The following is a 24,364-nucleotide window of genomic DNA, read 5'->3' as shown; positions in this document are numbered from 1 at the left end:
ACATGACCTCTACTGGGGCATGCTTATTGTGGCGTTCTAAGGTGCTCTTTCTTTGCCCTAGCAACTGCGCTGGGCGGTATCTTTGCCTCTAACACCTTTAACAAATTAATTGCTTCGGCTTGCGTGGTTTCATCGCTAAACACTTCATTGTAAAGCCAATGAAAACCCACTTCGTAATCACGAGGACTACCATAGCCCTCACCAAATAACCGAACCAACATCATGCGAGCAGGCAGATCACCTGTCGCGGCAGCTGGCAATGTATATTGCACAGCGCGTTGTTTATCTTCGATGACAAATTTACCATCGTGATAATACTCAGCCATTCTAACCATGGCTTCAGCACTCCCCTGCTCAGCAGAGGTTTTTAACATAGCGATCCCACGCGGCGGGTTGGCCTTTACGCAGATCCCATAGTTGAGCATTTCCGCCCAAAGATACTGATACAAAGGCTGCTTTAGCACCTCAGCCCTTGCTTCAATATCCTGCACTATCTGGCAGTCATCACCTTTAACTTGCGTTAAATAACGTTTGCTCCGAATTAACTCAACCAGCTGCTCCTGAGTATAAACATCAACCGCCTTAGGAGTCGCAAAACTTGGTAAAGATAATATAGACAAAATTATAATCAATGCATAACGCAGCATAAGGATTCTCAATGACAATAGGGTTAATCTAATAACGTGTTATCAAGTGACCAATATTAAAGGATTACTCGAATATACTCTATTTAATGTCATCGGCAGTATAACGTATTTCTTGAGTACCGCTTTAGAGGAGTCAATAAAAAGGCCGCTAATTTGCGGCCTCTTGTTATTAACTAAACGGATTCACTAGAATCATGGTCTCGTTTCTATCCGGACCCGTTGAGATAATATCGATTGGCGTTTCTAACAACTCTTCTAGACGCTTAATGTAGTTCAATGCTGCTTGTGGCAGTTGCTCTACAGAAGTCGCACCAAAAGTTGATTCGCTCCAACCAGGCATAGTTTCTAGAACTGGAGTAACCAGCTCATAACCTTCAGCCGCTAGCGGTGTTGTCGTAGCAACAGTTCCATCTGGATACTGATAGCCAACACAAATCTTAACTTCTTCTAGTCCGTCTAGAACGTCTAGTTTAGTTAAGCAGAAACCGCTTACGCTGTTGATTTGAACTGCGCGCTTCATCGCAACGATGTCTAACCAACCTGGACGACGTTTGCGACCAGTAGTTGCGCCAAACTCGTGACCCTTAGTACCTAAGTAGTCGCCGATTTCGTTTTTCAATTCTGTAGGGAAAGGACCAGCACCAACACGTGTGGTGTAAGCCTTCATGATACCCAGAACGTAATCTAGATGACGAGGACCAAATCCAGAACCTGTTGCAACACCACCAGCAGTAGTATTAGAAGAGGTTACGAACGGATAAGTACCATGGTCAATATCTAGTAACGTGCCTTGAGCACCTTCAAATAGAATTGGTTCGCCAGCTTTACGTGCCTGATCAAGTAGCTCAGATACGTCAGTGCACATGCTCTTCAAGTAATCAGCAATCGCGAGAGCATCTTTCAATGTCTCTTCGTAATCAACTGCGTCGCACTTGTAATATTCAGTCAGCATGAAGTTATGGTAAGCCATCACTTCTTTTAGTTTAGTTGCAAACAATTCTGCATCAAACAGATCGCCTACGCGTAAACCACGACGAGAAACTTTATCTTCGTATGCTGGACCGATACCACGACCCGTTGTGCCAATTGCATTATTGCCGCGCGCTTTTTCGCGAGCAATATCAAGAGCACAATGGAATGGTAAGATCAGAGGACATGCTTCAGAAATTAATAAACGTTCCTCTACAGGTACGCCACGCTCTTTAAGCATGTTAATTTCTGTCATCAGAGCGTCAGGTGCTAGCACCACGCCGTTACCAATAATGCACTTAACATTATCGCGTAAGATCCCTGATGGAATAAGATGAAGAACGGTTTTATCGCCATCAATTACTAAAGTGTGACCCGCATTGTGGCCACCTTGGTAACGAACGACATATTTAGCCTGTTCGGTAAGAAGATCGACTATCTTACCCTTTCCTTCGTCACCCCATTGGGTGCCGAGAACTACAACGTTTTTGCCCATTATTTGCTGCACGGTAGTGGTTAAAACGGGATTTTAGCAGATCTATAGGGGCGGTAGGCAAGTAATTTATGAAAAAATAATCAATAACACCACACCAACAGTGACTAAAGAACCACCTAACCTTCGCAAAAGTTGCTGATTTTGATTGGAAATTTCTTTTAAGTAGGCCCGCCAACGATTTGGAAACAAAAGTGGCCCAATTCCTTCAATAATTAACACAAAACCCAATGACATCATGATTAACTCAAAAGACATAACAATGTGTTCCTTAGGGTGAACAATCTAGCGGATAAAACCGCAATAAAGTACTTAAACTAATCAAAAGCACTTCGGAGCCAAGCTATCAAACGAATACCTATTCTGTATCAAGATCTACTCGCTCTGCGAGAATTTAACGCTGCAGAGGCTGTGTTATTAGTTGCGTCTCGGTAACAGCTCCTGCGTTACTCTACTCCCTATATCCATATAGTCGTGCATTTATGGCATTCGCAGCGCCTGACCATCCAGATAGGGAGGAAATCTCTTATGTATGTAGAGAACATACAAGACCATGCTATTCGCAACAAGTGAAGAGACCTTTAAGCCTGTTAACACAACATCGTAAGCAGTAAAACTCGCCATTTAGAATGTGTTTTAGCTACTCATACCAATTGCACTAAGTATCTGTTCATTCAGTGGGAGGAAGCAAGCATTCTACCCGCCATTGGCCTTGAATTCGTTCGCCAACAAACACTCTTAAGTAGCTGACATTATTATACGGATTGGTATAAGCCCTAAAGCACTCGTGACAAGCTAGCACTTAACGCTTTTCAAGCTAACTGTTATAGCAAAATAAAGAGACACCATCAGCGATGATGGTAAATTTTAGGCAATAAAAAGCCCAGCATATAGCTGGGCTTTTTGAATTCTGAAAGCGAAAATTAACGCTTAGAGAACTGTGGCTTACGACGTGCTTTACGTAGACCAACTTTCTTACGCTCAACTTTACGAGCATCACGGGTAACGAAACCAGCAGCACGTAGAGAAGGACGTAGAGACTCGTCAAGTTCCATCAACGCACGGGTAATACCGTGACGGATTGCACCTGCTTGGCCAGTGTTACCACCACCCTTTACAGTTACCATGATGTCTAACTTCTCAGTCATTTCAACTAGCTCTAGAGGCTGACGAACAACCATACGAGAAGTTTCACGACCGAAGTATTCGTCTAGAGGTAGCTTGTTAACGATAATGTTACCAGTACCTGCTTTAGCGAATACGCGAGCAGTAGATGTTTTGCGACGGCCAGTGCCGTAGTATTGAGTTGCAGCCATTGCTATAATCCCGTTTAGATATCAAGTACTTGAGGTTGTTGTGCAGCGTGGTTATGCTCTGTACCAGCGTAAACTTTAAGCTTACGGAACATGGCACGGCCCAATGGACCTTTAGGTAGCATACCCTTAACAGCCTTTTCGATAATCATTTCAGGCTTATGAGCTTGTAGCTTCTCAAAAGTGATCTGCTTAATGCCACCGATGAAACCTGAGTGTGAATAGTAAACTTTGCCTTTAGCTTTGTTACCAGTCACAGCAACTTTATCAGCGTTAATAACGATGATGTAGTCACCAGTATCTACATGAGGCGTATACTCTGGCTTGTGCTTACCACGTAGGCGAGAAGCGATTTCAGTAGAGATACGACCCAAAGTTTTACCTTCGGCGTCAACGACGAACCAATCACGAGTGACTGTTTCTGGTGTAGCAGTAAAAGTAGTCTTCATTTACAAAAACCCAATGTTAAAATTCTGTCTCACATGCTTATGCCATTATTGGCAAAAACACAAAAAATGCCATTCCCCGCCCCTTCGAGCAAAGAATTAGGCTTTACAACTTCCACCTAAATGGTGGATAACGAGGGCAGGTTGCGGATTATAGACAAAGCTGAGTTAAAAATCACCTGTTTTTTTAGTTTAATTCTTATCAGTTTTAAATCATTGTTGGCCAACGCTTGCTCTATTTCAAAAAACGTTAACCTACTGTTTGCCGCTATCCGCATATCAAGGGCACTCGGTCCAAAAACGTGCCACATTGTCTGTCTCTACTCGGTTATTTTTAAAGAGTTTACGCTATTTAGCTGATTTACCTTTAGGGGATATGCTCTAAAGCAAGATAATCATGGGATTGCATCTCTGTTAGCCTTGACCGACAACGCCTAAATTCAAAGCTAAGTAAACCTTCTGTATAAATGTCTTCTAGTGATACCGCCGATGAGATAATCAACTTAACATTACGCTCATAAAACTCATCTACCATTGCCAGGAAGCGACGAGCAATATCATCTCCAGTCAAATGCTCACCCATCTGCTCAATATTACTGAGTAATACCGTGTGGTAAAGTCTGGCGACTTCCATATAGTCGCGTTGACTTCTTGGGCCATCACATAACGCTCTAAAGTCGATAAGCAAGACGCCCTGAGCTTGCTGACGTATATCGATCACTCTGCCGTCAATTTCTAATCCTTGGGTCGAGACCTCTGACTCTGGCGCTAACTTTTCAAAGTACTCATGCAAATTCTGCTCAGCTTTCGCATCAAGCGGTGAATGGAATATTTCAGCTTGCTCTAACGTTCTTAAACGGTAATCAACACCAGAATCGACATTTAATATATCGCAGTGCTTATTAATAGCCGCAATAGCGGGTAGGAAACGCGCGCGCTGCAATCCATTACGATACAGCTCATCAGGTATAATGTTAGAGGTTGCAACCAATGCTACCCCTTCTGCAAATAGTGATTCACATAAGGTGCCGAGCAACATGGCGTCTGTGATGTCTGAGACAAAAAACTCATCGAAGCAAATCACTTGGTATTGTGCCGCCATCTTTTTAGCGATGATAATCAGCGGGTCTCTTTGACCCTGTAGCTCGGCAAGATCAATATGTAATTGGTGCATAAAGCGATGAAAGTGTGCCCGTAACTTTTTATCGCCCGGCAAAGCATCAAAAAACGTATCCATAAGATAGGTTTTTCCGCGCCCTACTCCGCCCCACAAATATAAGCCTTGAACTGCAGGCTTGTGTTTTTTACTAAAAAATGAAAACAGACCGCCACTCTTTAGTGGGTGAGAATTTAAAGCAAGCAGATCATCATAGACCCGTTGTAACTGTTTTACGGCTTGTTCTTGTGCAGCGTCATGTGAAAAGTCATCTCGGGTTAAGTCTTGTTGATAATGCTGCCAGGGGGTTAATTGCGACACGTAAATCATTCTCTATATTGTAGGGGTTACACACAAATCAACTCAATGTGAGCCGTTTGACGTCTTTTTATGCGTAATATACTAGCACGCAACAAAGCCGCAATGCATATCTGCCCTATACACGTAAATCGCCCAATATTTATAGGAGATTGATACAAATCAGCTCTACTCTGCTAAACATTGATCCGTATGACGATTTATTTTTAGTGGATTCTTCAGTAAACAGTACCACGCTAGAAAGCTGCGATGTATATTTGGCAGCATCAACATCATATCAGTATATTTAGGAGTCTATATGGAGTGGGCATTAACCCTTGCCGCGTTTGTGATTGGTGGCGTATTCGGCTATCTAGGCCATACTTTATTAGCCAAAAATAATCGACATAAAAACAATAATGAACAGTTAGAGCAAACACAGCTTGAACTAAGCCAATATAAACAAGAAGTATCAGATCATTTCGATGACCACTATAAACAGCTTGCAGAGCTGAGCGCACAACTAAACCGAGTTAACCAGCAGTGGAATGCATCAGCTAAGCTGTTTACATCTCCGGCCACAGACAAACAACTACCAGAATTAAAGCTACTGTCTGCTGACAAAGGAAAAGATATCGATAATCAAGCAGAGCTGCTTGAAGAACCACAGCCTACCCTTGCCTGAGATTGTGGGGATAAATTAACCTTTATTAATAATTGATGAACTTTTTGATACTCACTTGAGTCCGAAACAATATGAATGAAAAGCTCTTTACGTATCAGTGTCTAGCGCAGCACTTATATTGAAGAGCCATTCAATTTAGTTTTGAAAAATTGGAGTAATATTTAAATGAAGACAAAATTATCCTTACTTTCAGCAGCGATATTAGGCGCAGCACTGACATTGGCCCCAGTGGTTTCCCAAGCCGCTATTCCCTTGGCCGTTAATGGGCAAGAGTTGCCTAGCTTAGCCCCAATGCTACAAAAAACAACACCTGCAGTTGTTGCTGTGGCAGTGTCCGGCACCCATGTTTCTAAGCAAAAAGTACCTGATGCTTTTCGCTATTTCTTTGGCCCTAATGCGCCACGCGAGCAAGTGCAGGAGCGCCCATTTAAAGGCTTGGGATCAGGGGTAATCATTGACGCAGACGAAGGCTATATCGTTACCAACAACCATGTAATTGAAGGTGCAGATGAGATCCTTATAGGCCTGCACGATGGCCGTGAAATAGAAGCAAAACTGATTGGCGCCGATGCCGAATCTGACATTGCCCTGCTGCAGATCAAAGCTAAAAACCTTACAGCGTTAAAGCGTGCTGATTCAGACGAGCTGCAGGTTGGCGATTTTGCCGTAGCCATTGGTAATCCATTTGGCCTTGGGCAAACCGTCACCTCAGGCATTGTCAGTGCCATGGGTCGAAGCGGCCTCGGTATCGAAATGCTAGAAAACTTTATTCAAACCGATGCTGCAATCAATAGTGGTAACTCAGGTGGCGCCTTAGTTAACCTTAACGGTGATCTTATCGGTATTAATACCGCTATCGTCGCTCCCGGCGGCGGCAACGTGGGAATAGGCTTTGCCATTCCCGCCAACATGGTGAACAACTTAGTCGAACAAATTATTGAACACGGTGAAGTACGCCGCGGCGTTCTCGGTGTTATGGGCCAAGATTTAACCAGTGAGCTAGCGAAAGGTTTTGGTATTGAAACTCAGCATGGCGGCTTTATTAATGAAGTTATGCCTGACAGTGCTGCCGATAAAGCCGGTATAAAAGTCGGCGACATTATCGTTAGCGTTAACGGGCGCAGCATTAAAAGCTTCCAGGAGTTACGAGCGAAAGTGGCGACTATGGGCGCGGGTTCAAAAGTTGAGTTTGGCCTTATTCGTGACGGAGACGAAGAAACCGTTACTGCGATTCTTGGTGAATCAACTCAATCTGCTGAGGCAGCAGCTGGAGCCGTACACCCAATGCTACAAGGGGCTAAACTTGAAACAAGCAACTCCTCTGGTGTTGAAATTACCGATGTCGCTCAGGGGTCACCCGCAGCTGCAAGTGGCTTAATAAAGGGCGATGTGATTGTTGGCGTCAACCGTACTAAAGTGAAAAATCTAAAGGGGCTTAAATCGGCACTCGAAGATCAAAAAGGGTCTGTCGCGTTAAAAATTAAGCGCGATAACACAAGTCTTTATTTGATCCTTAGATAGTCATCACTATGTTTGTAACAAACAGCCGAACGTAATGCTCGGCTGTCTTTTTAGCATTTAAAACGCATTATCATTGGGTACTAAGTACAAGCTAGTACAAACATGTTAATATAATTCATCTTTTCAGCATTTACTCTCAGACATGATCATCAAAGACGCTCTTATATATGTCGGTAAAGCCATTATTTTTGGCCTTATCATGGCTGCAGTTATTATTTTTGTTTTACCACTGATTACCGGCCAGAGCTTAACCAACGGCATTACCAGCCGAGTCTCCACAAGTAGCAACGAACTGTCTTTCTCTAAGGCGGTGCGCAGAGCAGCACCTGCTGTCGTCAATATTTATAGTCTGAGCATCGATCAATCTAAGCCGTTAAATCCTGGATCCCTTCAAGGATTAGGTTCTGGCGTGATCATGAGCTCTGAAGGCTACATATTAACGAACTACCATGTCATCAAAAGAGCCGATGAAATCGTTGTGGCTTTGCAAGATGGCAGAAAATTCACCTCTGAAGTGGTTGGTTCCGATCCTGAAACCGATTTAGCGGTACTTAAAGTTGAAGGTGATAACCTTCCTGTTGTACCTGTGAGCCTAGATATCCCGGCTCGTGTTGGTGATGTCGTACTGGCTATTGGTAACCCATACAACCTAGGACAAACCATTACCCAAGGGATCATCAGCGCAACGGGTCGTAACGGTTTGAGCTCTGGGTATTTAGACTTCTTGCAAACCGATGCAGCCATTAATGCCGGCAACTCAGGTGGTGCACTCATTGATACCGCTGGCCAACTTATTGGTATTAACACCGCAGCCTTCCAGATTGGTGGCGAAGGTGGTGGACACGGTATTAACTTTGCCATCCCAATTAAACTAGCCCACAGCATTATGGGTAAGCTGATTAAAAATGGCCGCGTTATACGTGGCGCACTTGGCATTAGTGGTGAAGCCGTCGGTCCTGTTATGGCGCAAATATTAAATATCCCCGATCTAACGGGTGTCGTGATTACCGAAATTGACCCTAATGGTCCTGCTGCAAAAGCTAAATTACAGCCTCGCGATGTGATAACCAAATATGAAGGCGAGTCTATTCCCGGCGTAGAGATGCTGATGGATAGAATTGCTGAAACCACACCGGGTAAACAAGTGATGATGACCGTTATTCGAGAGGGGAAATCCTACGAGGTCCCTGTAGTGATAGGCGAAAAGCCAGTTCACTATAATTAGGTTCTAGGCTTAAGCACTAACAGGTTCTAGGTTCTAGGTTCTAGGTTCTAGGTTCTAGGTTCTAGGTTCTAGGTTCTAGGTTCTAGGTTCTAGGTTCTAGCAAAACATAAAACGCGAAAAGGCAAAACAGCATCAGCTGTTTTGCCTTTTTCATTTAATGCTTATTCTCTTGCTGAATCGACTTGCTCTTGTACCAGCTTTAACAGTCTCAACCCAATTGGCCTTTACCGTCTTAGCTTTACCTTCTTGGCTTTACCTTCTTGGCTTTACCTTCTTGGCTTTACCTTCTTGGCTTTTCCTGCTTTCCTAGAACCGAGGATCTTTCTTAGCCTCTCCTAGAACCTGCTATTTTGTTTGAACAGACCAACCCAAAATGCCAATTCAGATAGCACGCCTAAAATAACGAAGCCTGTTACACCTTTTGCCATTCCCGCCACATAACACCCTATCGCTGCGCAAATTAACCCGGCTAAGATAGCGAGTCTCATCCATAAAACTATGATGTTCTCCTTTTCTACTTTCCCTAAATCTCAGCCTAACAAACTGTAGGCAACCGCTCATCTGTTTCAGATTAAACCTTATTCACTCTCGCGGTGTGTTACTCAGCGAAATCCCCACAGAAAAAGCCACGCTAAATAGCTTAGCGTGGCTTGCCGGGAGGGACTAAATAATGATGATGAGCTTATTGTTATTTATGGATTTTAGGTAACGCCTCAGCCCTCTGTGTATAGTCTGCATGACACTCACCACAAGAGTATTGTGCGGTAGACCATGGCATTTGGAACTTGCCATCTTCGGTGAACTGCTTCGCAGCGGGGTCAAGGTCAATAGTGAACAAGTGAGACTTCACATCACCAAATACTGTTGTGCCATCTTCACCTAAATGAGTGACGGCGCTCTTGGCAAGCTTTGGCATATGACAATCCGTACACTCAGCGGCTTTATGCGGCCCAGCAGCCCAAGTGTTTTCAGCAAACTCTTTATCATGACAAGTGGTACACTCTTTCACTGCACCAGTGTGTAAACCATCAGCGCTGTCTTGATTGACCGTTGATTTGTGAGAGTCATGACAAGTGGTACAAGTCATATCTTTCTTAGGACCAATCTCTTCGCCCGCTTTGTAAGTACCATGATCCTCAGGAACCACACCTAGCATTTCATCGCCAGTTTGGTGATGCTGCGCTAATCCACCTTTCGCAATAATACGGCCACCCACCTTGCTACCGTCAGGGAAGGCAACGTTATAAGCACTGACAAAAGTTGGATAATCTTTCTCACCATCACGAGTATGACACTCAGCACAAGTAACCGCTTTACCAAAAGCCATATCTTCAGCTAAGAAGTCTTCCGTAGTGCGGGCCATAACTATCTTAGTGATATTATCTTTTGATGGTGCAGCGATATGTTCACTACCCGCGCCATGACAAGATTCACACTGAATACCTTGCTCAGCAAATGTGCCGCCCATACCTGGTAGGTCATCTTGACGTTCTAGATTACGAACATCATCTCCTTCGGTAGTGCGTTTCCAACCAGTAGTATGACAATTACCACACTTGTATTGGTAGTTCATATCCCCCGTTTTATAGTTACCCATCACATCGGGGTCATTAAGGTGGTTATCGGGGATATTAAGCTCACCCTCTGCGTTACGTATGTTGTACTGCACATTGGTACCAGTAACGATATAACCATCGGCATCTAACCAGCGCATCTTCCAATGGTAACCACCGACGACATAAGTAACATCGTCATAGCTTGTTGGTGCACCTAAGGCATTGTTCGTTGTACCGTCAGCATCAGGGCCTGCAAATTGAAGTAAGTTAATAGCTCCTGTAATCGACTCCTCAGGAGTATAGGGGAAAGCAGGTTGCTCACCGTTAGCAATTTTTTGGATCTTAAAGTTATGACCTGTTTTACTAAAGGTCTCATATTTACCACTATGACATCCCGCACATGCCGCGCTGCCAACATAAGTAAGTGGCTCCGGCACAGGTTGTGCTGCAACTGTCACGTTCACCACAGCTGAAGCCTCATCAGTGCCGTCGGTTATTGTATAGTTAAACTTCACTTCGCCCGCTTCAGAGCCAGCCGTGAAGTCAACCTTACCGCCTTTTATCACGGCACTATCAGAGTCAACAGAAACAATAGTTAAGCTATCACCATCGGCATCGGTATCATTGGCAAGCACATCAATTGTAACAACCTCAGTTGCCAACACATTGGCAATATCGGCCACAGCGACAGGGGGAGTATTCTCAACGGGTAAATTTTCATTATCGTTATCACTACCACAAGCAACCAACATGGTTATCATGCTCGCGAGTAATAGTTTTTTACATGGAATTGTTGTGTTCATAAGTTCATCCTCAACATTGCTATTCACATCGCCAACGTTGCAGGGAATGGCGATTGATATGCCTCTTTGGACATGTTTCAAGTATTGAAGAGTTACTACTAAAGAGATAGATAACTAGAGTTCACTGCTACCAAAGAGTTGTGAACTATAGTTATCAACTACCGACTAGAGCATTGTTTAATAAGATATTTTAACCATGAGAAATGTTGTGATTTGTTATCACAAATTGACCAGTATTGGTCAGAATGTAGATCTTGTTCTCATTTTGCGTAACAAGCCCAGCCTTCTTTAACTGGCGTAGGTGGAAATTAAACTTAGTATGGTCCTCAATTTCAACTAAGCGGCAAAGATCCATAAATTTAACCCCTTTATGGGCAGCTAACACTTTAAGTGCTTTACGCCGGTAAGGGTTTGCCAGCGCGCTGTAAACTAAATCTGGATCAAGATCGCTACGACTCTTAAATAGTTGCTTCTCGGCTAGACTTCGTCTTATCGTTACGATCAGCTCATGGCTTTTAAAGGGTTTAGTCATCACACTGTCTGCGCCCTTTTTCATGGCATCCACAGCGGTATCGACAGTCGCATAGGCTGTGATAATTATTACTGCGATTAAAGGCTGGTTTTGACGCAAATTAGAAATTGCTTCAACCCCTGTCATACCAGACATCAACAAGTCCATCAATGCAATATCGAAGTGCTGCCTATCACTCGCCTCAATCGCTGCTTCAGCACTCGTCACTGCTGTAACGGAAAACCCTTCTAACTCTAGAATTTCAACTATATTTTCGCTCAGTTCAATATCGTCTTCAGCCAGTAAAATTGCGGTCATGAATGGTGCCCCCGATAAAAAGTGAGTTCAACTCGTGTGCCTTGTTCTTTACAAGGCTCACAATATGCATTTTCCCATTATGTAGAGACACGATTTGCTCGCAAATCGCTAAACCTAAACCCGCACCTTGCCCTATTGCCTTGCTGGAGTAGAACAGTTCTGTTGCACGAGACAGTTGCTCAGGAGTCATGCCGTTACCCGAATCTTCAACTGAAATATGGACCTTCTCATCATCTTGAGTGGCTTTTATAAGAATAGCGCTATGGGGATGAGAGGCGTCAATGGCATTGCAAAGCAAATTAATAAACAGCTCTTCGAGCTTAATTTTTTCTGCATATAAAATGATACTCGCACTGCATTCAAGCTCAATGTGATGCTGCTTAGTGCGGTGTGCCAGTAACTTTACGGCCGAATCGAGTACATTGTTAATGGCGATAAAACTACGCTTGCCCGAAGCAGGCCTCGCATAACTGAGTAACTCTTTACTAATTGAAGAGGCTCTTTCAATCCCTAGGCGGACGCGGCTTAAGTAATTGGCTTCAGACTCTGATCTTTGTGGGTGTTTTCGCTCCCAAAGATCGAGCGCTAATGTCGATGAGGCTAGCGGGTAATTAATTTCATGGGCAACCCCCATGGCCAACTGACCAATCGCCTTGTACTTATCAGCTTCAATAGCTCGCTTAAGTTTTGCTTCTGTGGCTTGCTCTTTTTCTACATCAAAGACTTTAAGCGCCTTAAACAGTGCAATTAAGATAAGACCACCGGCTAAGGTTCTTAACACAGGTACGCTATGATGATAATCCGTGGGCACCAAACCTGATAGCACTCCGTAGATCATTAACCCAACACCACAAAGAGCAAAGTACTGACCATAACCATGCTCATCTTGACGCAAACTGTTGCCATAAACCATCATACCAATACCCGCTAAAGCCGCAGAACCAAACCCGATCAAGCTACGCGTATAGCGGCTCGCTTCTTCAAACCCGGTTTTGTTCACTGAGAGGTGGTGCAAGTCAGGGATCACTAAATAACCGTAACTAAGCAACAAGGCGATAATCAGTCCATGTCCGATATAAGCAAGGCGTTTATTGCTAATGGTTAATATCAACCAAGCAAATACCATCAAGGCCGCGTAGGATAAAAATAGCTTTACCAAGCAGAGCCATTGTGTCAGGTGCGATATCATCGGAAAAAATGAGCACGTAAAGCTCTGACCATTCATGAAACGCATGGGAAAACCCAAAAACCGCTAGCGCCCATAATGTGGGGGCAATTTTTAGCTGACTATAACGAAAGTTACGAAACAGGACGGCGCAGCCCATCGAGAAAAAAACGAGGCCGTAGAAAAGATAAATATTAAACGTGACAAAAACAGGCATGGGTACACCTTAGCACCTACCTATTAAGTATGATTTGATCTGCTTCTTGTTTCGTCAGGTTGTAAGTTGCGTGAGTTCAAAAAATAAAAAGCCACTTAAGTAAAAAACTTAAGTGGCTTCTTTGTTGCACCAGGATTTATCTTAAGACTTAACGCGCTCGACGTGTCCGCCCAATCCCTTAAATTTGTCTTCAATATGCTCGTAACCACGATCTAAGTGGTAAATACGATCGACGATAGTAGTTCCTTCAGCCACAAGGCCTGCAATCACTAAGCTTGCTGACGCACGTAGATCCGTTGCCATCACCTGAGCACCATTAAGCTTTTCAATACCATGAATAATACACGTATTGCCTTCAAGCTCCATCGTTGCGCCCATACGGCTTAACTCAGGAACATGCATAAAGCGATTTTCAAAAATCGTTTCGGTAATGGTTGACGTGCCTTCAGCGAGTGCGTTTAACACACAGAACTGCGCTTGCATATCAGTAGGGAAACCTGGGTACGCCACTGTTTTGATATTGACAGCTTTAGGGCGCTTGCCCTGCATATCTAACTCAATCCAGTCATCACCTGTGGTGATGTTTGCGCCTGCATCTTCAAGCTTTGCCAAAACCGCTTCAAGTGACTTAGGATCCGCTTTAGTACAACGGATTTTGCCACGGGTCACAGCCGCAGCAACCAGGAAACTACCGGTTTCAATGCGATCTGGCATGACTTTGTAATCACAGCCTTTTAGCGATTCAACACCTTGAATACGCACGGTATCGGTACCCGCACCTTCAATTTTAGCACCCATAGCAATCAAGCAGTTTGCCAGATCGACCACTTCAGGCTCACGGGCAGCGTTTTCGATAATGGTTTCACCATCGGCCAATGATGCTGCCATTAGCAAGTTTTCTGTCGCGCCAACGCTAATCATATCCATAAAGATATGCGCGCCTTTTAGGCGGCCATCAACACGAGCCTTAATGTAGCCCTCTTGCACTTCAATCTGTGCGCCCATCTGCTCAAGACCTTGCAAATGCAAGTTAACTGGGCGCGCACCGATGGCGCAGCCACCAGGCAAAGACACATCGGCAGTGCCGTATCGTGCAAGTAAAGGGCCCAAAATAAGAATCGATGCACGCATGGTTTTTACTAACTCATACGGCGCGCAAAACTCATTTAGATTGGTTGTTGAGATACACACTTTATCTGTGCCAGAGCGAGTCACTTCAGCACCTAAGCAGCGAAGCAATTCGCAGCTTGTGTTCACATCTCTTAGATTTGGTACGTTAGAAACATTGAAGTCTGTCTCGGCCAGCACGCCCGCCATTAAGATTGGCAAGGCAGCGTTTTTAGCACCTGAGATAACCACGTTTCCAGCAAGTGCACCACTTGCTTCTATTTTTAATTTATCCACTTTAACTCTCTAAATCCGCGATTACATATTAAAAACTTTTTCACGCTTCCATTGTGTTGGCGTGAATGCATTAATCGTAATAGCGTGTAACTCACCGCTAGTAATGCGGGCCATTAATGGGCCGTAAATTGTCTGTTGTTGTTTCACTCGTCCCATGCCGTCAAAGCACTCACCTACAGCAACAATCTTGTAGTGTGTCCCTTCTTGGGTCACTTTAACTTCCTCTAAAGAAAGCGCGTCTAAAAGGATGGTTTCAATTTCTTTGCATTCCATGGAACTATTCACCTTACTTAGCTTCTTCAATAAAGAAGTCGTTTAAATCATATAATATAATAAATTTCTTAAGCTGCTCTGAAGGCGAGACTAACTTAAGGCTTGCACCTTTGGCGGCAAATATACTGACGAACTCAAGTAAAAATGCCACCCCGGCGCTGTCACAATACTCAATGCCAGAAAGCTGCAAAAATGCAGTCTCTGGCGCTAAAATACTATTGCGGCTATTCCATAGACTACGTACCGCATCTTGATCTAGTCGACCCGATACCGCACAGTTAATCCCTTGCTGCTTAAAACTTGCCACTAACTCTGTTTCTCTTTGGCGTTTAAGTCAATGCGCTCAGCGGTGCGTTCTTTGAGCATGGTTATCACTGACTCAATACCTTGTTGGCGAACAAGGTTAGTAATCTCTGATTGCTTCGATGATAACAAGCTTACCCCTTCAGCAACTAAGTCAAACGCTTTCCATGTACCGTTTTTTAAGCGACGCGCTTTAAACTGCAACTTAATTGGAGGGCGGCCTTGTTCAACAACTTGCACATTAACACTGACAAACTTTTCATCGGCAAAATCTTCAGCTCTACCATATTCTACAGTTTGGTCGGTATATTCAGTAAACGCTTGCGCATAGGTTGAAACCAAATAGTCTCGAAATGCCTCAACAAAACGGTCACGTTGATCTTTGCTCGTCTCACGTAAATACTGGCCTAACACCTTATAAGATGCGTATTTATAGTCGATATACGGCATCAACTCTTCCGTCACAATCACTTTTAAATGATCCGGATCTGAGGCAATCAGCTTTTCATCTTGATGAAAACGCGCAAAGGTCTTATTTGCGACCTCTTCAACCATAGTAAAAGGATTGGTTTGGTCGATATCAGCACTTGCCACTGCGTCTGCAGCCTGCGCACCTAGACTACACACCGCCATCAAGACGAACATAATGCTGCGATAAATACTTTTAAACATATTCGTATACTCCAATAGCTTACCGAAGGTTAATCCTTTGAACCCATGCTATACAGCAACTGACCAATCAAGTCTTCTAATACTAGTGCTGAGTGGGTGTCCTCAATACTGTCGCCATCGGCTAACAATTCAATATCGTCGTCCATAAACCCTGGCGTTAGCCCTAAAAACTGCTCACCTAACAGGCCTGAGGTTAAAATAGATAAGGTGCTGGTTTCAGGAAAATACTGATAACGCTTATCCATGGCGATGCTGACTACTGGCACCAACTTCTCAGGGTCAAGATTGATTTCGCTCACACGACCAACCACTACGCCACCCACTTTAACGGGAGAGCGTACCTTAAGACCACCAATATTACTAAACTTGGCGTACAGCGTATAACTGCTATCGCCCGATTTGACCTCGACGTTGGCAACGTTAAACACCAATACTAAAAAGGCTGCCAACCCGGACAATAAAAATAGACCGACTAGAATCTCAATTTTCCTTGTCAACATAACTCATTTACCACTCTATTCAATAAATCTAAACAATAATTAACGACGTGGAAGCTTCCTGCGTCACCGTAAAAATTACTGGCCAAACATCATCGCTGTCAGCAAAAAGTCCAATGCTAAAACTGCTAGGCTCGATTGAACTACCGTCTGCGTCGTTGCACGGCTAATCCCTTCAGGATTAGGGATAACATGATAGCCACGATAAAGTGCAATCCATGTCACCACCACCGCAAATAAAAAGCTCTTGATAATGCAGTTAACAATGTCTTGTCGCCACTCAACTGACGCCTGCAATATCGACCAAAAACTACCACTATCAATGCCCTTCCACTCCACACCAACTATGTGGCCACCATAGATCCCTACAGCAGTAAACATCAAGGCTAGCAATGGCAAACTGATCACTCCCGCCCAAAAACGTGGTGCAATAATTTGCCTAAGCGGGTCGATAGCCATCATTTCTAGACTCGCCAACTGTTCGGTACTCTTCATTAGACCAAGCTCTGCCGTTAGCGCCGAACCTGCTCGGCCAGCAAACAGTAGCGCAGTCACTACCGGGCCTAACTCCCTTAATAAGCTCAAAGCCACCATCGGCCCAAGACTTTCTTCAGTGCCAAAGCCCACAAGAATATTATAGCCCTGCAGCGCGAGTACCATGCCGATAAACAGACCCGAAACCAAGATGATCACCATCGACTGCACGCCCACAACATACAACTGCTTTAGCAGTAATGGGGTGCCTTTTCGAAATCTTGGGCGATGTGCAATTGCGCCCCATAGCATTAAGCCGGCTTGTCCAAGCCCTACCACTAACTCAATTGCAGACTTACCTAATCGCGCAATTTGATCAATCAAGCTCACGGAGTAGTTCCTTCTTATAATCTTCTGCAGGATAGTGAAACGGCACCGGGCCGTCGGGTTCGCCGCCAATAAATTGCTTTAATTGCGGATTATCGGCCAAACGCAGCTCTTCTGGTGTACCGTGAGCAATAATGCGCTTGTCTGCCAACACATAGACGTAATCTGCAATGCCAAGCACTTCTACCACATCATGAGATACCACAACAGAAGTGAGATTGAGTGCATCTGACAGTTCACGAATAAGCTTAACCAGCACTCCCATAGAGATCGGATCTTGCCCCGCAAATGGCTCATCGTAAAGCACCATCTCAGGTTCTAATGCAATTGCGCGTGCTAATGCTGCTCGGCGCTGCATACCACCGGACAGCTCTGTCGGCATCATCTGCGCGGCGCCTCTAAGCCCTACGGCTTCGAGTTTCATCAATACGATTCGGCGAATAATCTCTTCTGGTAGACCTGAATGCTCTCTTAGTGCAAAAGCAACATTATCGAATACATTCATGTCGGTAAACAGCGCACCACTTTGAAACAGCATACTCATACGTTTACGCAGAGCAAACAGTTCACTGCGGCTGCACTTATGTACGTCTACGCCATCGAATTTTACTGTTCCGCTATCAGGGGTTAACTGCCCACCAATAAGCTTAAGTAGTGTGGTTTTTCCGATACCGCTTGGGCCCATGATCGCGGTAACTTTACCCTGAGGTATCGACAGGCTGACATCTTGAAAAATGACACGTTCGCCGCGGCTAAAGGTCATACCTTGAGTTTCAACCAATGTTTTGGGGATTTCAGTCATGCAAGCACCCTGCATCTAATAATGGAAACTTCCGTTTTCCGTACCGGAAAGGGAGAAATTGTACGTAATTGACTAAAGAGGCACAACCAAATCAAGACTATCTCACCTCAATACTTTCATTTTTCTTCAATTACAGCGAAAATACGCGGCTATACCCCAAAATACTAAGAATCGATGTTATTTAATATTTTTATGTTAGTCGCAGGCTTAGGCGCCCTTGTTTGGAGTGCCGATAAGTTTGTTTACGGTGCAGCAGCCTTTGCTCGTAACCTTGGTTTACCGCCAATGCTTATTGGTTTAACGATTGTCGCTATGGGGAGTTCGGCTCCTGAAATGTTCGTTGCGGCGACCGCATCACTCGAAGGCATGACTGATACCGCAATTGGTAACGTACTAGGTTCTAACATCGCTAACATCACTTTAATTTTGGGGATCACCGCTTTGCTCGGCGCAATTTCGGTGAGCTCACAGACACTCAAACGTGAAATCCCAATGATGCTAGTCGCTACAGTGATTGTAGGTTACTTTCTTTACGATGGTTTTTTAACCCGTATCGAAGGCATTAGCTTATTAGTGCTATTTATCGCTTTAATGGGTTACCTAATCTGGCATGGCTTAAACAGTAAAGACAAAGATGCATTAGCCGTTGAAGCAGAAAGCGAAGTGCCTGCCGACGTCCCAACGGGTAAAGCCATTTTATGGCTGATTGTGGGTATGGTATTGTTACCATTATCCGCAGACTGGATGGTACAAGGTGCAGTAGGGATCGCTAAAGCGTATCATTTGTCTGATTTAGTTATCGGTTTAACCATTATTGCAGTCGGTACCAGTCTGCCAGAACTCGCCGCTTGTATTGCCGGAGTCTTAAAAAAAGAAGATGACCTTGCGATCGGTAACATAGTTGGTTCAAACTTATTCAATATTCTAGCGGTACTTGCTATACCTGGCATTATAGCGCCTGGCGCTGTTGATGCAGCGGCGAGTACCCGTGATTTTTATATGGTGCTTGCAACAAGCAGCGCACTTGCAATACTGATCTTATTATCTGGACGCGCCAGACAGCTAAAACCATGGCATGGCGTAGTATTACTTATTACATTTATCGCATACCAGGCATTACTCTTCCTATCTTAGCAATGGGTGCGATACGTTAAGCAGCAATTTAAAGAGAGACCAAGAAATGGTAGATGCAAATCAACTACGCCAATGGGGTACTAAGGTCATCGATATCGAGAAACAAGCACTCGATAATCTGTATCAGTACATTGACTCTTCAGAATTTGCCCAAGCTTGCCAATTAATATTGCAATGCACAGGTAAAGTTATCGTGATGGGCATGGGCAAATCAGGACACATTGGCAACAAGATTTCAGCCACACTAGCCAGCACAGGTACACCTGCATTTTTTGTGCATCCCGGTGAAGCTAGCCATGGCGACTTAGGCGTATTGAGTGAGAACGATATCGTACTTGCGATTTCAAATTCAGGTGAGTCGAGTGAGATCTTAACCTTAATGCCAGTCATTAAGCGCATGGGGCTGCCAATGATCTCTGTCACGGGTAAGCCAGATTCTAATATGGCGAAGCTGGCGCAACTGCACCTTTGCATTGAAGTACCAGAAGAAGCTTGCCCACTTGGGCTTGCACCAACGTCGAGCACCACAGCAACATTAGTCATGGGCGATGCCCTAGCGGTTGCGTTATTGCAAGCGCGCGGCTTTACTCAAGATGACTTTGCACTGTCTCACCCCGGCGGTAGCCTAGGGCGAAAATTGCTACTTAAAGTCAGTGATGTCATGCATAAGGGCTGTGAGTTACCAAGTGTGCAAAATGATATCTGTATTACTGAGGCGCTGTACGAGATCTCTAAAAAAGGCTTAGGCATGACAGCGGTTGTTGATGCCAGCAACACCTTAGTCGGTATTTTCACCGATGGTGACCTACGCCGGGTTATCGACGCTGAAGTCAATTTACGCACTACTCCTATCGCAGAGGTGATGACTAAAGGCTGCGTCACCATTACCGATAACGTGCTTGCAGCAGAAGCATTAAAAGTCATGGATACTAAGAGTATTAATGGTTTAATCGTGATTAACGACAAACAACAGCCTGTTGGCGCATTAAACATGCTAGATATGGTCAAAGCAGGAGTAATTTAATATGTCCAAGCAAGGTTTATACGGCCCTATTAGCGATGTAGTCTGGCAAGCAGCCAGCAAGATAAAACTACTCATTTGCGATGTTGATGGCGTGTTTTCCGACGGCCTAGTCTATATGAGCAACAGCGGTGAAGAACTTAAAACATTCCATACTCGTGATGGATATGGCGTACGCTCAGTATTATCTAGTGGCATCCAAGTGGCGATTATCACCGGTCGTAAATCACAAATCGTTGAAGACAGGTTTACCGCTCTAGGCGTTACCCACATCTACCAAGGTGTCGATAACAAGTTAGCCCCCTATAATGAACTGCTATCACTTTATAATGTTAGCCCTGAAGAGGTCGCTTATATTGGTGATGACATGGTGGACTTGCCCGTTATGCAGCAGGTTGGTCTTTCCGTTTGTGTGGCCGATGGTCACCCATATGTAAAACAACATGCAAAAATGACCACCCATATTAAAGGCGGCCACGGCGCCCTACGCGAACTCACTGATTTACTACTATTAAGCCAAGACAAGTTTGACTCAGCTCATGGGATGAGTATATGAACCGCGTCACCCTTGCGATAATCGCACTTTTTGGCACTGCACTTTTGCTCTATTGGCAAGTTCAGTCTAAAAAAAGCGAGCAGGAGCTGAATATCGATACAAGTCAGCGACCCGACTATATTATCGATGATCTACGTAGCATCGAATATAACGAGTTAGGCTTCATCAATAGCGAAGTAACAGCGAAACACATGGAACACTTTGATAGCGTCAATATGACCTATTTTACTGAGCCTGTTTATCTCATTTACCCTGATGATGGCCTAGCCGAATGGCGACTTAAAAGTGATAAAGGCAGCCTGAATAAAGTCACTGGCAAGGTAACGCTAGAAAACAATGTTATTATCGACTCGATTAGCCCAGAAGAGCCGATACAGACGTTAAGCACCAGCTATTTAGATCTTGATTTGAATACTATGATCATGACGTCAGATGAAATTATCCACGTCACTGGCAACGAATTCGTCATTCAAGGTGTAGGCTTATATGCCGACCTGAATGCCCAGAGCGTAAAACTAATCAGCCAAGTAGAAGGTATCTACGAAGCTCAGTAACGCCAACATATTGAACAATTTTACACTCATACTAGCTAAAGAAAACGCTTTAGCTGAGTAGAAGGACGCTATGAAATACAATCAATCTATCCTTGCAGGCCTATTTTGTCTGCTCAGTTTCAGCTCTGTTGCTAAAGTTGATGACCTGATGCAAGAGGTGAAAATTGCGGCCGCTAGCCAAGAAGCTGATATCAAGAATAATCAGGTTATCTTTTTTGGGCCTGTCGAAGTCACTCAGGGCACAATCAAGATGAATGCCGATAAGCTACGGGTTTTCTCAAAAGAAGATAAGAGCGGTAAAACGCTTGTGGCGACTGGTAACCCAGCCACTTACACCCAAATAATGGATGATGGACGCCCGGCAACGGCTAGCGCAAAAGAGATCCGCTACGAACTTGCTACGCGCACACTCACCTTAGTAGGCGAAGCCACCCTAGCGCAAGACGGTAGCCAGGTCACAGGTAACCGCATTAAATACAACATCAGTTTGCAACAGCTTATTGCAGAAAGTACTGGCAAGGGCGATGACAGAGTTATCACCATTATTCAGCCTGAAACCTATCAGGAAGAGAAACCAGAATCGCCAGCGAAAAAGCAGGAACAGCAATGAACCAAATCACCTTAAAAGCGGTCAATCTTGCTAAGAGCTATAAAAATCGTGCCGTCGTACAAGATGTTAGCTTAACCGTAAAGACAGGTCAGATTGTTGGTTTGCTTGGCCCAAACGGTGCAGGTAAAACAACGACATTCTACATGGTGGTTGGCCTAGTACAGAGTGATAAGGGTAAGATCTTTATTGATGATGACGATCTTACGCTCGATCCTATGCATTTACGCGCCCGTAAAGGTATCGGTTACCTACCTCAGGAAGCCAGTATTTTTAGAAAGCTGTCAGTACGTGACAACATCATGGCCGTCTTACAGACTCGTCATGACATCAATAACGAGCAACGTGAAGAACAACTTGAGCATCTACTCGAAGAGTTTCATATCACTCACATTCGTGACAGCCAAGGTATGGCATTGTCTGGAGGCGAACGCCGCCGGGTAGAAATTGCTCGGGCACTCGCAGCTAATCCAAAGTTTATCTTGTTAGATGAGCCGTTCGCGGGTGTTGACCCCATTTCAGTTATCGATATTAAAAAAATTATTGAACAACTTAAGAGTCGCGGTCTGGGCGTACTGATCACCGATCATAATGTTCGCGAAACTTTGGACGTTTGTGAGCGTGCTTACATAGTAAGCCACGGAAATCTGATTGCTGAAGGTACACCTGCCGAAATCTTGGACAACCAACAGGTTCGAGCGGTGTACTTAGGTGAACAATTCAGGCTATAGTTAATTCACAGTATGGAAGCTGAAAAACTCAATATGGAATTATTTCCAAAAAAAATCAACGTGTTGAGTTTTTGAGCAACCTTCGCCAGTTCAACGAGCTTTAACGTTTAACTACAGTGTAGGGAATAGCGGTAAAATGAAAGCGTCACTCCAGCTCAAAATGGGTCAACAGCTCACTATGACTCCCCAGTTACAACAGGCCATTCGCCTGTTACAACTGTCTTCTTTAGAGCTGCAACAAGAGATCCAACAAGCATTAGATTCTAATCCGTTACTGGAGCTAGATGAAGAGCAGTCAGATGGCGATATGATCAACGATGAAGATCACTCTGTAAATGACTCTAATAGTGAACTCACCCAAGATAGCGCAAGCGTTGACACCTCCGAAGCCCTCACCCAAGATTCCATGCCCGATGACCTGCCTATGGATACCACTTGGGATGAAGTCTACACCGTTTCCTCTAATGCTAGCTCAGGCGTAAGTCGTGAAGATGACATGCCATTCCAAGGCGAGACTAGCGAAGGCTTATATGAGCATCTTGAGTGGCAAAAGAACCTCACCCCATTTTCAGATAACGATCTTGCTATCGCCACCGCGATTATTGATGCGATCGATGAACGAGGTTATTTAACCCAGAGCTGTGACGAAATTCTCGAAGCGATGGGCGATCCTGAAACTGAACTCGATGAAGTCGAAGCCGTTTTAAAACGAATTCAACATTTTGATCCTATCGGTGTTGCCGCCCGCAACTTAAGTGAATGCCTACTTATCCAGCTAGCACAATATGCCGCAGATACACCGCACATTGAAAATGCAAGATTACTGATTAAAGACTATTTAGACCTTATTGCGGGGCGTGATTTTAGGCAGTTAATGCGTAAAACAAAACTCAAAGAGGATGATTTACGTGAGGCGATCACACTGATCCAAACTCTTAACCCAAGACCTGGGCTTGCCATTGCACGCAGTAAAGATGAATACGTCATTCCCGACGTGTCTGTCAGCAAGAAAAAAGGTCGCTGGGTGGTAGAGCTAAATCCTGACTATATGCCTAAGATTAATGTTAATCAGCATTACGCATCAATGGCGCGTAGCACAACGAATCAGGCCGACGGTCAATTTATCCGTGGCCACCTGCAAGAAGCTAAGTGGTTTATAAAGAGCCTGGAAAGCCGCAACGACACCTTATTGAAAGTGACAAACTGTATCGTCAAATTCCAGCAAGGCTTTTTTGAGTTCGGTGAAGAAGCCATGAAACCTATGGTACTCAATGACATTGCCGAAGCTGTTGAAATGCATGAATCTACCATTTCACGTGTTACCACACAGAAGTACATGCACACCCCAAGGGGCATTTTTGAACTAAAATATTTCTTCTCAAGCCATGTGGGTACCGACGATGGCGGAGAATGCTCATCGACAGCAATTAGGGCATTTATTAAGAAATTAGTCGCAGCTGAAAACCAGAGGAAACCGTTAAGCGATAGCAAAATGGCCCAGCTTCTGGCTGAACAAGGGATTAAAGTTGCTAGACGTACGATTGCAAAATATCGAGAAGCGATGCTGATCCCGCCCTCAAACCAACGTAAGAGTTTATAACTCAAAATTAGGCACATGGAGGATCGA

The 24,364-nt window shown here is 44.4% G+C and carries 27 protein-coding genes; 10 read left to right on the top strand and 17 right to left on the bottom strand.

Features of this window, described 5'->3' with window-relative positions:
* Positions 1–23 precede the first annotated feature (23 nt).
* The 6 genes from ACVBJC_RS04965 to zapE form a co-directional block, all read right to left on the bottom strand.
* On the bottom strand, positions 24–647 hold the full coding sequence (locus tag ACVBJC_RS04965; RefSeq protein WP_447159616.1) for a tetratricopeptide repeat protein: 624 nt from the start codon (positions 645–647) through the stop codon (positions 24–26).
* 169 nt (positions 648–816) lie between these two features.
* Positions 817–2,112 carry an adenylosuccinate synthase gene (locus ACVBJC_RS04960; RefSeq protein WP_447159617.1) on the bottom strand — a complete coding sequence of 432 codons (1,296 nt, stop codon included), beginning with the start codon at positions 2,110–2,112 and terminating at the stop codon, positions 817–819.
* Positions 2,113–2,178: 66 nt separating this feature from the next.
* On the bottom strand, positions 2,179–2,367 hold the full coding sequence (locus ACVBJC_RS04955; protein WP_447159618.1) for a DUF2065 domain-containing protein: 189 nt from the start codon (positions 2,365–2,367) through the stop codon (positions 2,179–2,181).
* 665 nt (positions 2,368–3,032) lie between these two features.
* Complete coding sequence (rpsI, locus tag ACVBJC_RS04950) at positions 3,033–3,425, bottom strand: 30S ribosomal protein S9 (protein WP_249000655.1); 393 nt, start codon at positions 3,423–3,425, stop codon at positions 3,033–3,035.
* Between the two features lie 14 nt (positions 3,426–3,439).
* On the bottom strand, positions 3,440–3,871 hold the full coding sequence (rplM, locus tag ACVBJC_RS04945; protein WP_012278742.1) for a 50S ribosomal protein L13: 432 nt from the start codon (positions 3,869–3,871) through the stop codon (positions 3,440–3,442).
* Between the two features lie 364 nt (positions 3,872–4,235).
* Positions 4,236–5,345: a cell division protein ZapE gene (gene zapE / locus ACVBJC_RS04940; RefSeq protein WP_447159619.1), complete on the bottom strand. Its 1,110-nt coding sequence runs from the start codon at positions 5,343–5,345 to the stop codon at positions 4,236–4,238.
* Positions 5,346–5,640: 295 nt separating this feature from the next.
* Here zapE and ACVBJC_RS04935 point away from each other — a divergent pair, with 295 nt between their 5' ends.
* The 3 genes from ACVBJC_RS04935 to degS all read left to right on the top strand — a co-directional run bounded on the left by ACVBJC_RS04935 (position 5,641) and on the right by degS (position 8,752).
* Positions 5,641–6,006 carry a ZapG family protein gene (locus ACVBJC_RS04935; protein ID WP_442529498.1) on the top strand — a complete coding sequence of 122 codons (366 nt, stop codon included), beginning with the start codon at positions 5,641–5,643 and terminating at the stop codon, positions 6,004–6,006.
* A 165-nt stretch (positions 6,007–6,171) separates the two neighbouring features.
* Positions 6,172–7,527, top strand: coding sequence for a DegQ family serine endoprotease (locus tag ACVBJC_RS04930; RefSeq protein WP_447159620.1), 1,356 nt, complete (start codon positions 6,172–6,174; stop codon positions 7,525–7,527).
* 142 nt (positions 7,528–7,669) lie between these two features.
* Positions 7,670–8,752 (top strand): outer membrane-stress sensor serine endopeptidase DegS, encoded by a 1,083-nt coding sequence (degS, locus tag ACVBJC_RS04925; RefSeq protein ID WP_447159621.1) that lies wholly within the window; start codon positions 7,670–7,672, stop codon positions 8,750–8,752.
* A gap of 688 nt (positions 8,753–9,440) precedes the next feature.
* Here degS and ACVBJC_RS04920 read toward each other — a convergent pair.
* The 11 genes from ACVBJC_RS04920 to ACVBJC_RS04870 form a co-directional block, all read right to left on the bottom strand.
* Positions 9,441–11,111 carry an Ig-like domain-containing protein gene (locus ACVBJC_RS04920; protein WP_447159622.1) on the bottom strand — a complete coding sequence of 557 codons (1,671 nt, stop codon included), beginning with the start codon at positions 11,109–11,111 and terminating at the stop codon, positions 9,441–9,443.
* Between the two features lie 190 nt (positions 11,112–11,301).
* The gene (locus ACVBJC_RS04915; RefSeq protein WP_447159623.1) at positions 11,302–11,940 is read right to left on the bottom strand and encodes a response regulator; all 639 of its coding nucleotides are present in this window, start codon (positions 11,938–11,940) and stop codon (positions 11,302–11,304) included.
* Positions 11,918–13,066 (bottom strand): sensor histidine kinase, encoded by a 1,149-nt coding sequence (locus tag ACVBJC_RS04910; protein ID WP_447159624.1) that lies wholly within the window; start codon positions 13,064–13,066, stop codon positions 11,918–11,920. The genes ACVBJC_RS04915 and ACVBJC_RS04910 overlap by 23 nt, the downstream gene beginning before the upstream one ends.
* Positions 13,035–13,322 (bottom strand): hypothetical protein, encoded by a 288-nt coding sequence (locus tag ACVBJC_RS04905; RefSeq protein ID WP_447159625.1) that lies wholly within the window; start codon positions 13,320–13,322, stop codon positions 13,035–13,037. Before ACVBJC_RS04905 ends, ACVBJC_RS04910 begins: the two co-directional genes overlap by 32 nt.
* Positions 13,323–13,463: 141 nt before the next feature.
* On the bottom strand, positions 13,464–14,726 hold the full coding sequence (gene murA / locus ACVBJC_RS04900) for a UDP-N-acetylglucosamine 1-carboxyvinyltransferase (RefSeq protein ID WP_447159626.1): 1,263 nt from the start codon (positions 14,724–14,726) through the stop codon (positions 13,464–13,466).
* A gap of 21 nt (positions 14,727–14,747) precedes the next feature.
* On the bottom strand, positions 14,748–14,999 hold the full coding sequence (locus ACVBJC_RS04895; protein ID WP_447159627.1) for a BolA family protein: 252 nt from the start codon (positions 14,997–14,999) through the stop codon (positions 14,748–14,750).
* A 13-nt stretch (positions 15,000–15,012) separates the two neighbouring features.
* A complete protein-coding gene (locus tag ACVBJC_RS04890) occupies positions 15,013–15,306 on the bottom strand; it encodes an STAS domain-containing protein (RefSeq protein ID WP_447159628.1) in 294 nt (97 codons plus the stop codon).
* Positions 15,306–15,974 carry an MlaC/ttg2D family ABC transporter substrate-binding protein gene (locus ACVBJC_RS04885; protein WP_447159629.1) on the bottom strand — a complete coding sequence of 223 codons (669 nt, stop codon included), beginning with the start codon at positions 15,972–15,974 and terminating at the stop codon, positions 15,306–15,308. Before ACVBJC_RS04885 ends, ACVBJC_RS04890 begins: the two co-directional genes overlap by 1 nt.
* Before the next feature lie 29 nt (positions 15,975–16,003).
* Positions 16,004–16,474 (bottom strand): outer membrane lipid asymmetry maintenance protein MlaD, encoded by a 471-nt coding sequence (mlaD, locus tag ACVBJC_RS04880; protein WP_447159630.1) that lies wholly within the window; start codon positions 16,472–16,474, stop codon positions 16,004–16,006.
* Between the two features lie 75 nt (positions 16,475–16,549).
* Positions 16,550–17,335, bottom strand: a complete 786-nt coding sequence (gene mlaE / locus ACVBJC_RS04875; RefSeq protein ID WP_447159631.1) for a lipid asymmetry maintenance ABC transporter permease subunit MlaE — start codon at positions 17,333–17,335, stop codon at positions 16,550–16,552.
* Complete coding sequence (locus tag ACVBJC_RS04870) at positions 17,322–18,134, bottom strand: ATP-binding cassette domain-containing protein (RefSeq protein ID WP_447159632.1); 813 nt, start codon at positions 18,132–18,134, stop codon at positions 17,322–17,324. The genes mlaE and ACVBJC_RS04870 overlap by 14 nt, the downstream gene beginning before the upstream one ends.
* Positions 18,135–18,308: 174 nt before the next feature.
* Between ACVBJC_RS04870 and ACVBJC_RS04865 the strand changes: the two genes are divergently transcribed.
* From ACVBJC_RS04865 to ACVBJC_RS04835, 7 genes are all read left to right on the top strand, one after another.
* Complete coding sequence (locus ACVBJC_RS04865; protein WP_447159633.1) at positions 18,309–19,268, top strand: calcium/sodium antiporter; 960 nt, start codon at positions 18,309–18,311, stop codon at positions 19,266–19,268.
* A gap of 46 nt (positions 19,269–19,314) precedes the next feature.
* Entirely contained in the window at positions 19,315–20,292 is a 978-nt protein-coding gene (locus ACVBJC_RS04860; protein WP_447159634.1) for a KpsF/GutQ family sugar-phosphate isomerase, read from the top strand.
* A 1-nt stretch (position 20,293) separates the two neighbouring features.
* On the top strand, positions 20,294–20,845 hold the full coding sequence (gene kdsC, locus ACVBJC_RS04855; protein ID WP_447159635.1) for a 3-deoxy-manno-octulosonate-8-phosphatase KdsC: 552 nt from the start codon (positions 20,294–20,296) through the stop codon (positions 20,843–20,845).
* The gene (gene lptC / locus ACVBJC_RS04850; protein ID WP_447159636.1) at positions 20,842–21,399 is read left to right on the top strand and encodes an LPS export ABC transporter periplasmic protein LptC; all 558 of its coding nucleotides are present in this window, start codon (positions 20,842–20,844) and stop codon (positions 21,397–21,399) included. The genes kdsC and lptC overlap by 4 nt, the downstream gene beginning before the upstream one ends.
* Positions 21,400–21,469: 70 nt before the next feature.
* Positions 21,470–22,009, top strand: coding sequence for a lipopolysaccharide transport periplasmic protein LptA (gene lptA / locus ACVBJC_RS04845; RefSeq protein ID WP_447159637.1), 540 nt, complete (start codon positions 21,470–21,472; stop codon positions 22,007–22,009).
* The gene (gene lptB, locus ACVBJC_RS04840; protein ID WP_447159638.1) at positions 22,006–22,737 is read left to right on the top strand and encodes an LPS export ABC transporter ATP-binding protein; all 732 of its coding nucleotides are present in this window, start codon (positions 22,006–22,008) and stop codon (positions 22,735–22,737) included. The genes lptA and lptB overlap by 4 nt, the downstream gene beginning before the upstream one ends.
* A gap of 136 nt (positions 22,738–22,873) precedes the next feature.
* Complete coding sequence (locus ACVBJC_RS04835) at positions 22,874–24,337, top strand: RNA polymerase factor sigma-54 (protein ID WP_447159639.1); 1,464 nt, start codon at positions 22,874–22,876, stop codon at positions 24,335–24,337.
* The last annotated feature ends 27 nt before the right edge of the window (positions 24,338–24,364 follow it).

Source organism: Shewanella sp. 0m-6 (assembly GCF_052977325.1).
This window is presented reverse-complemented; position numbering and strand designations above follow the sequence as displayed.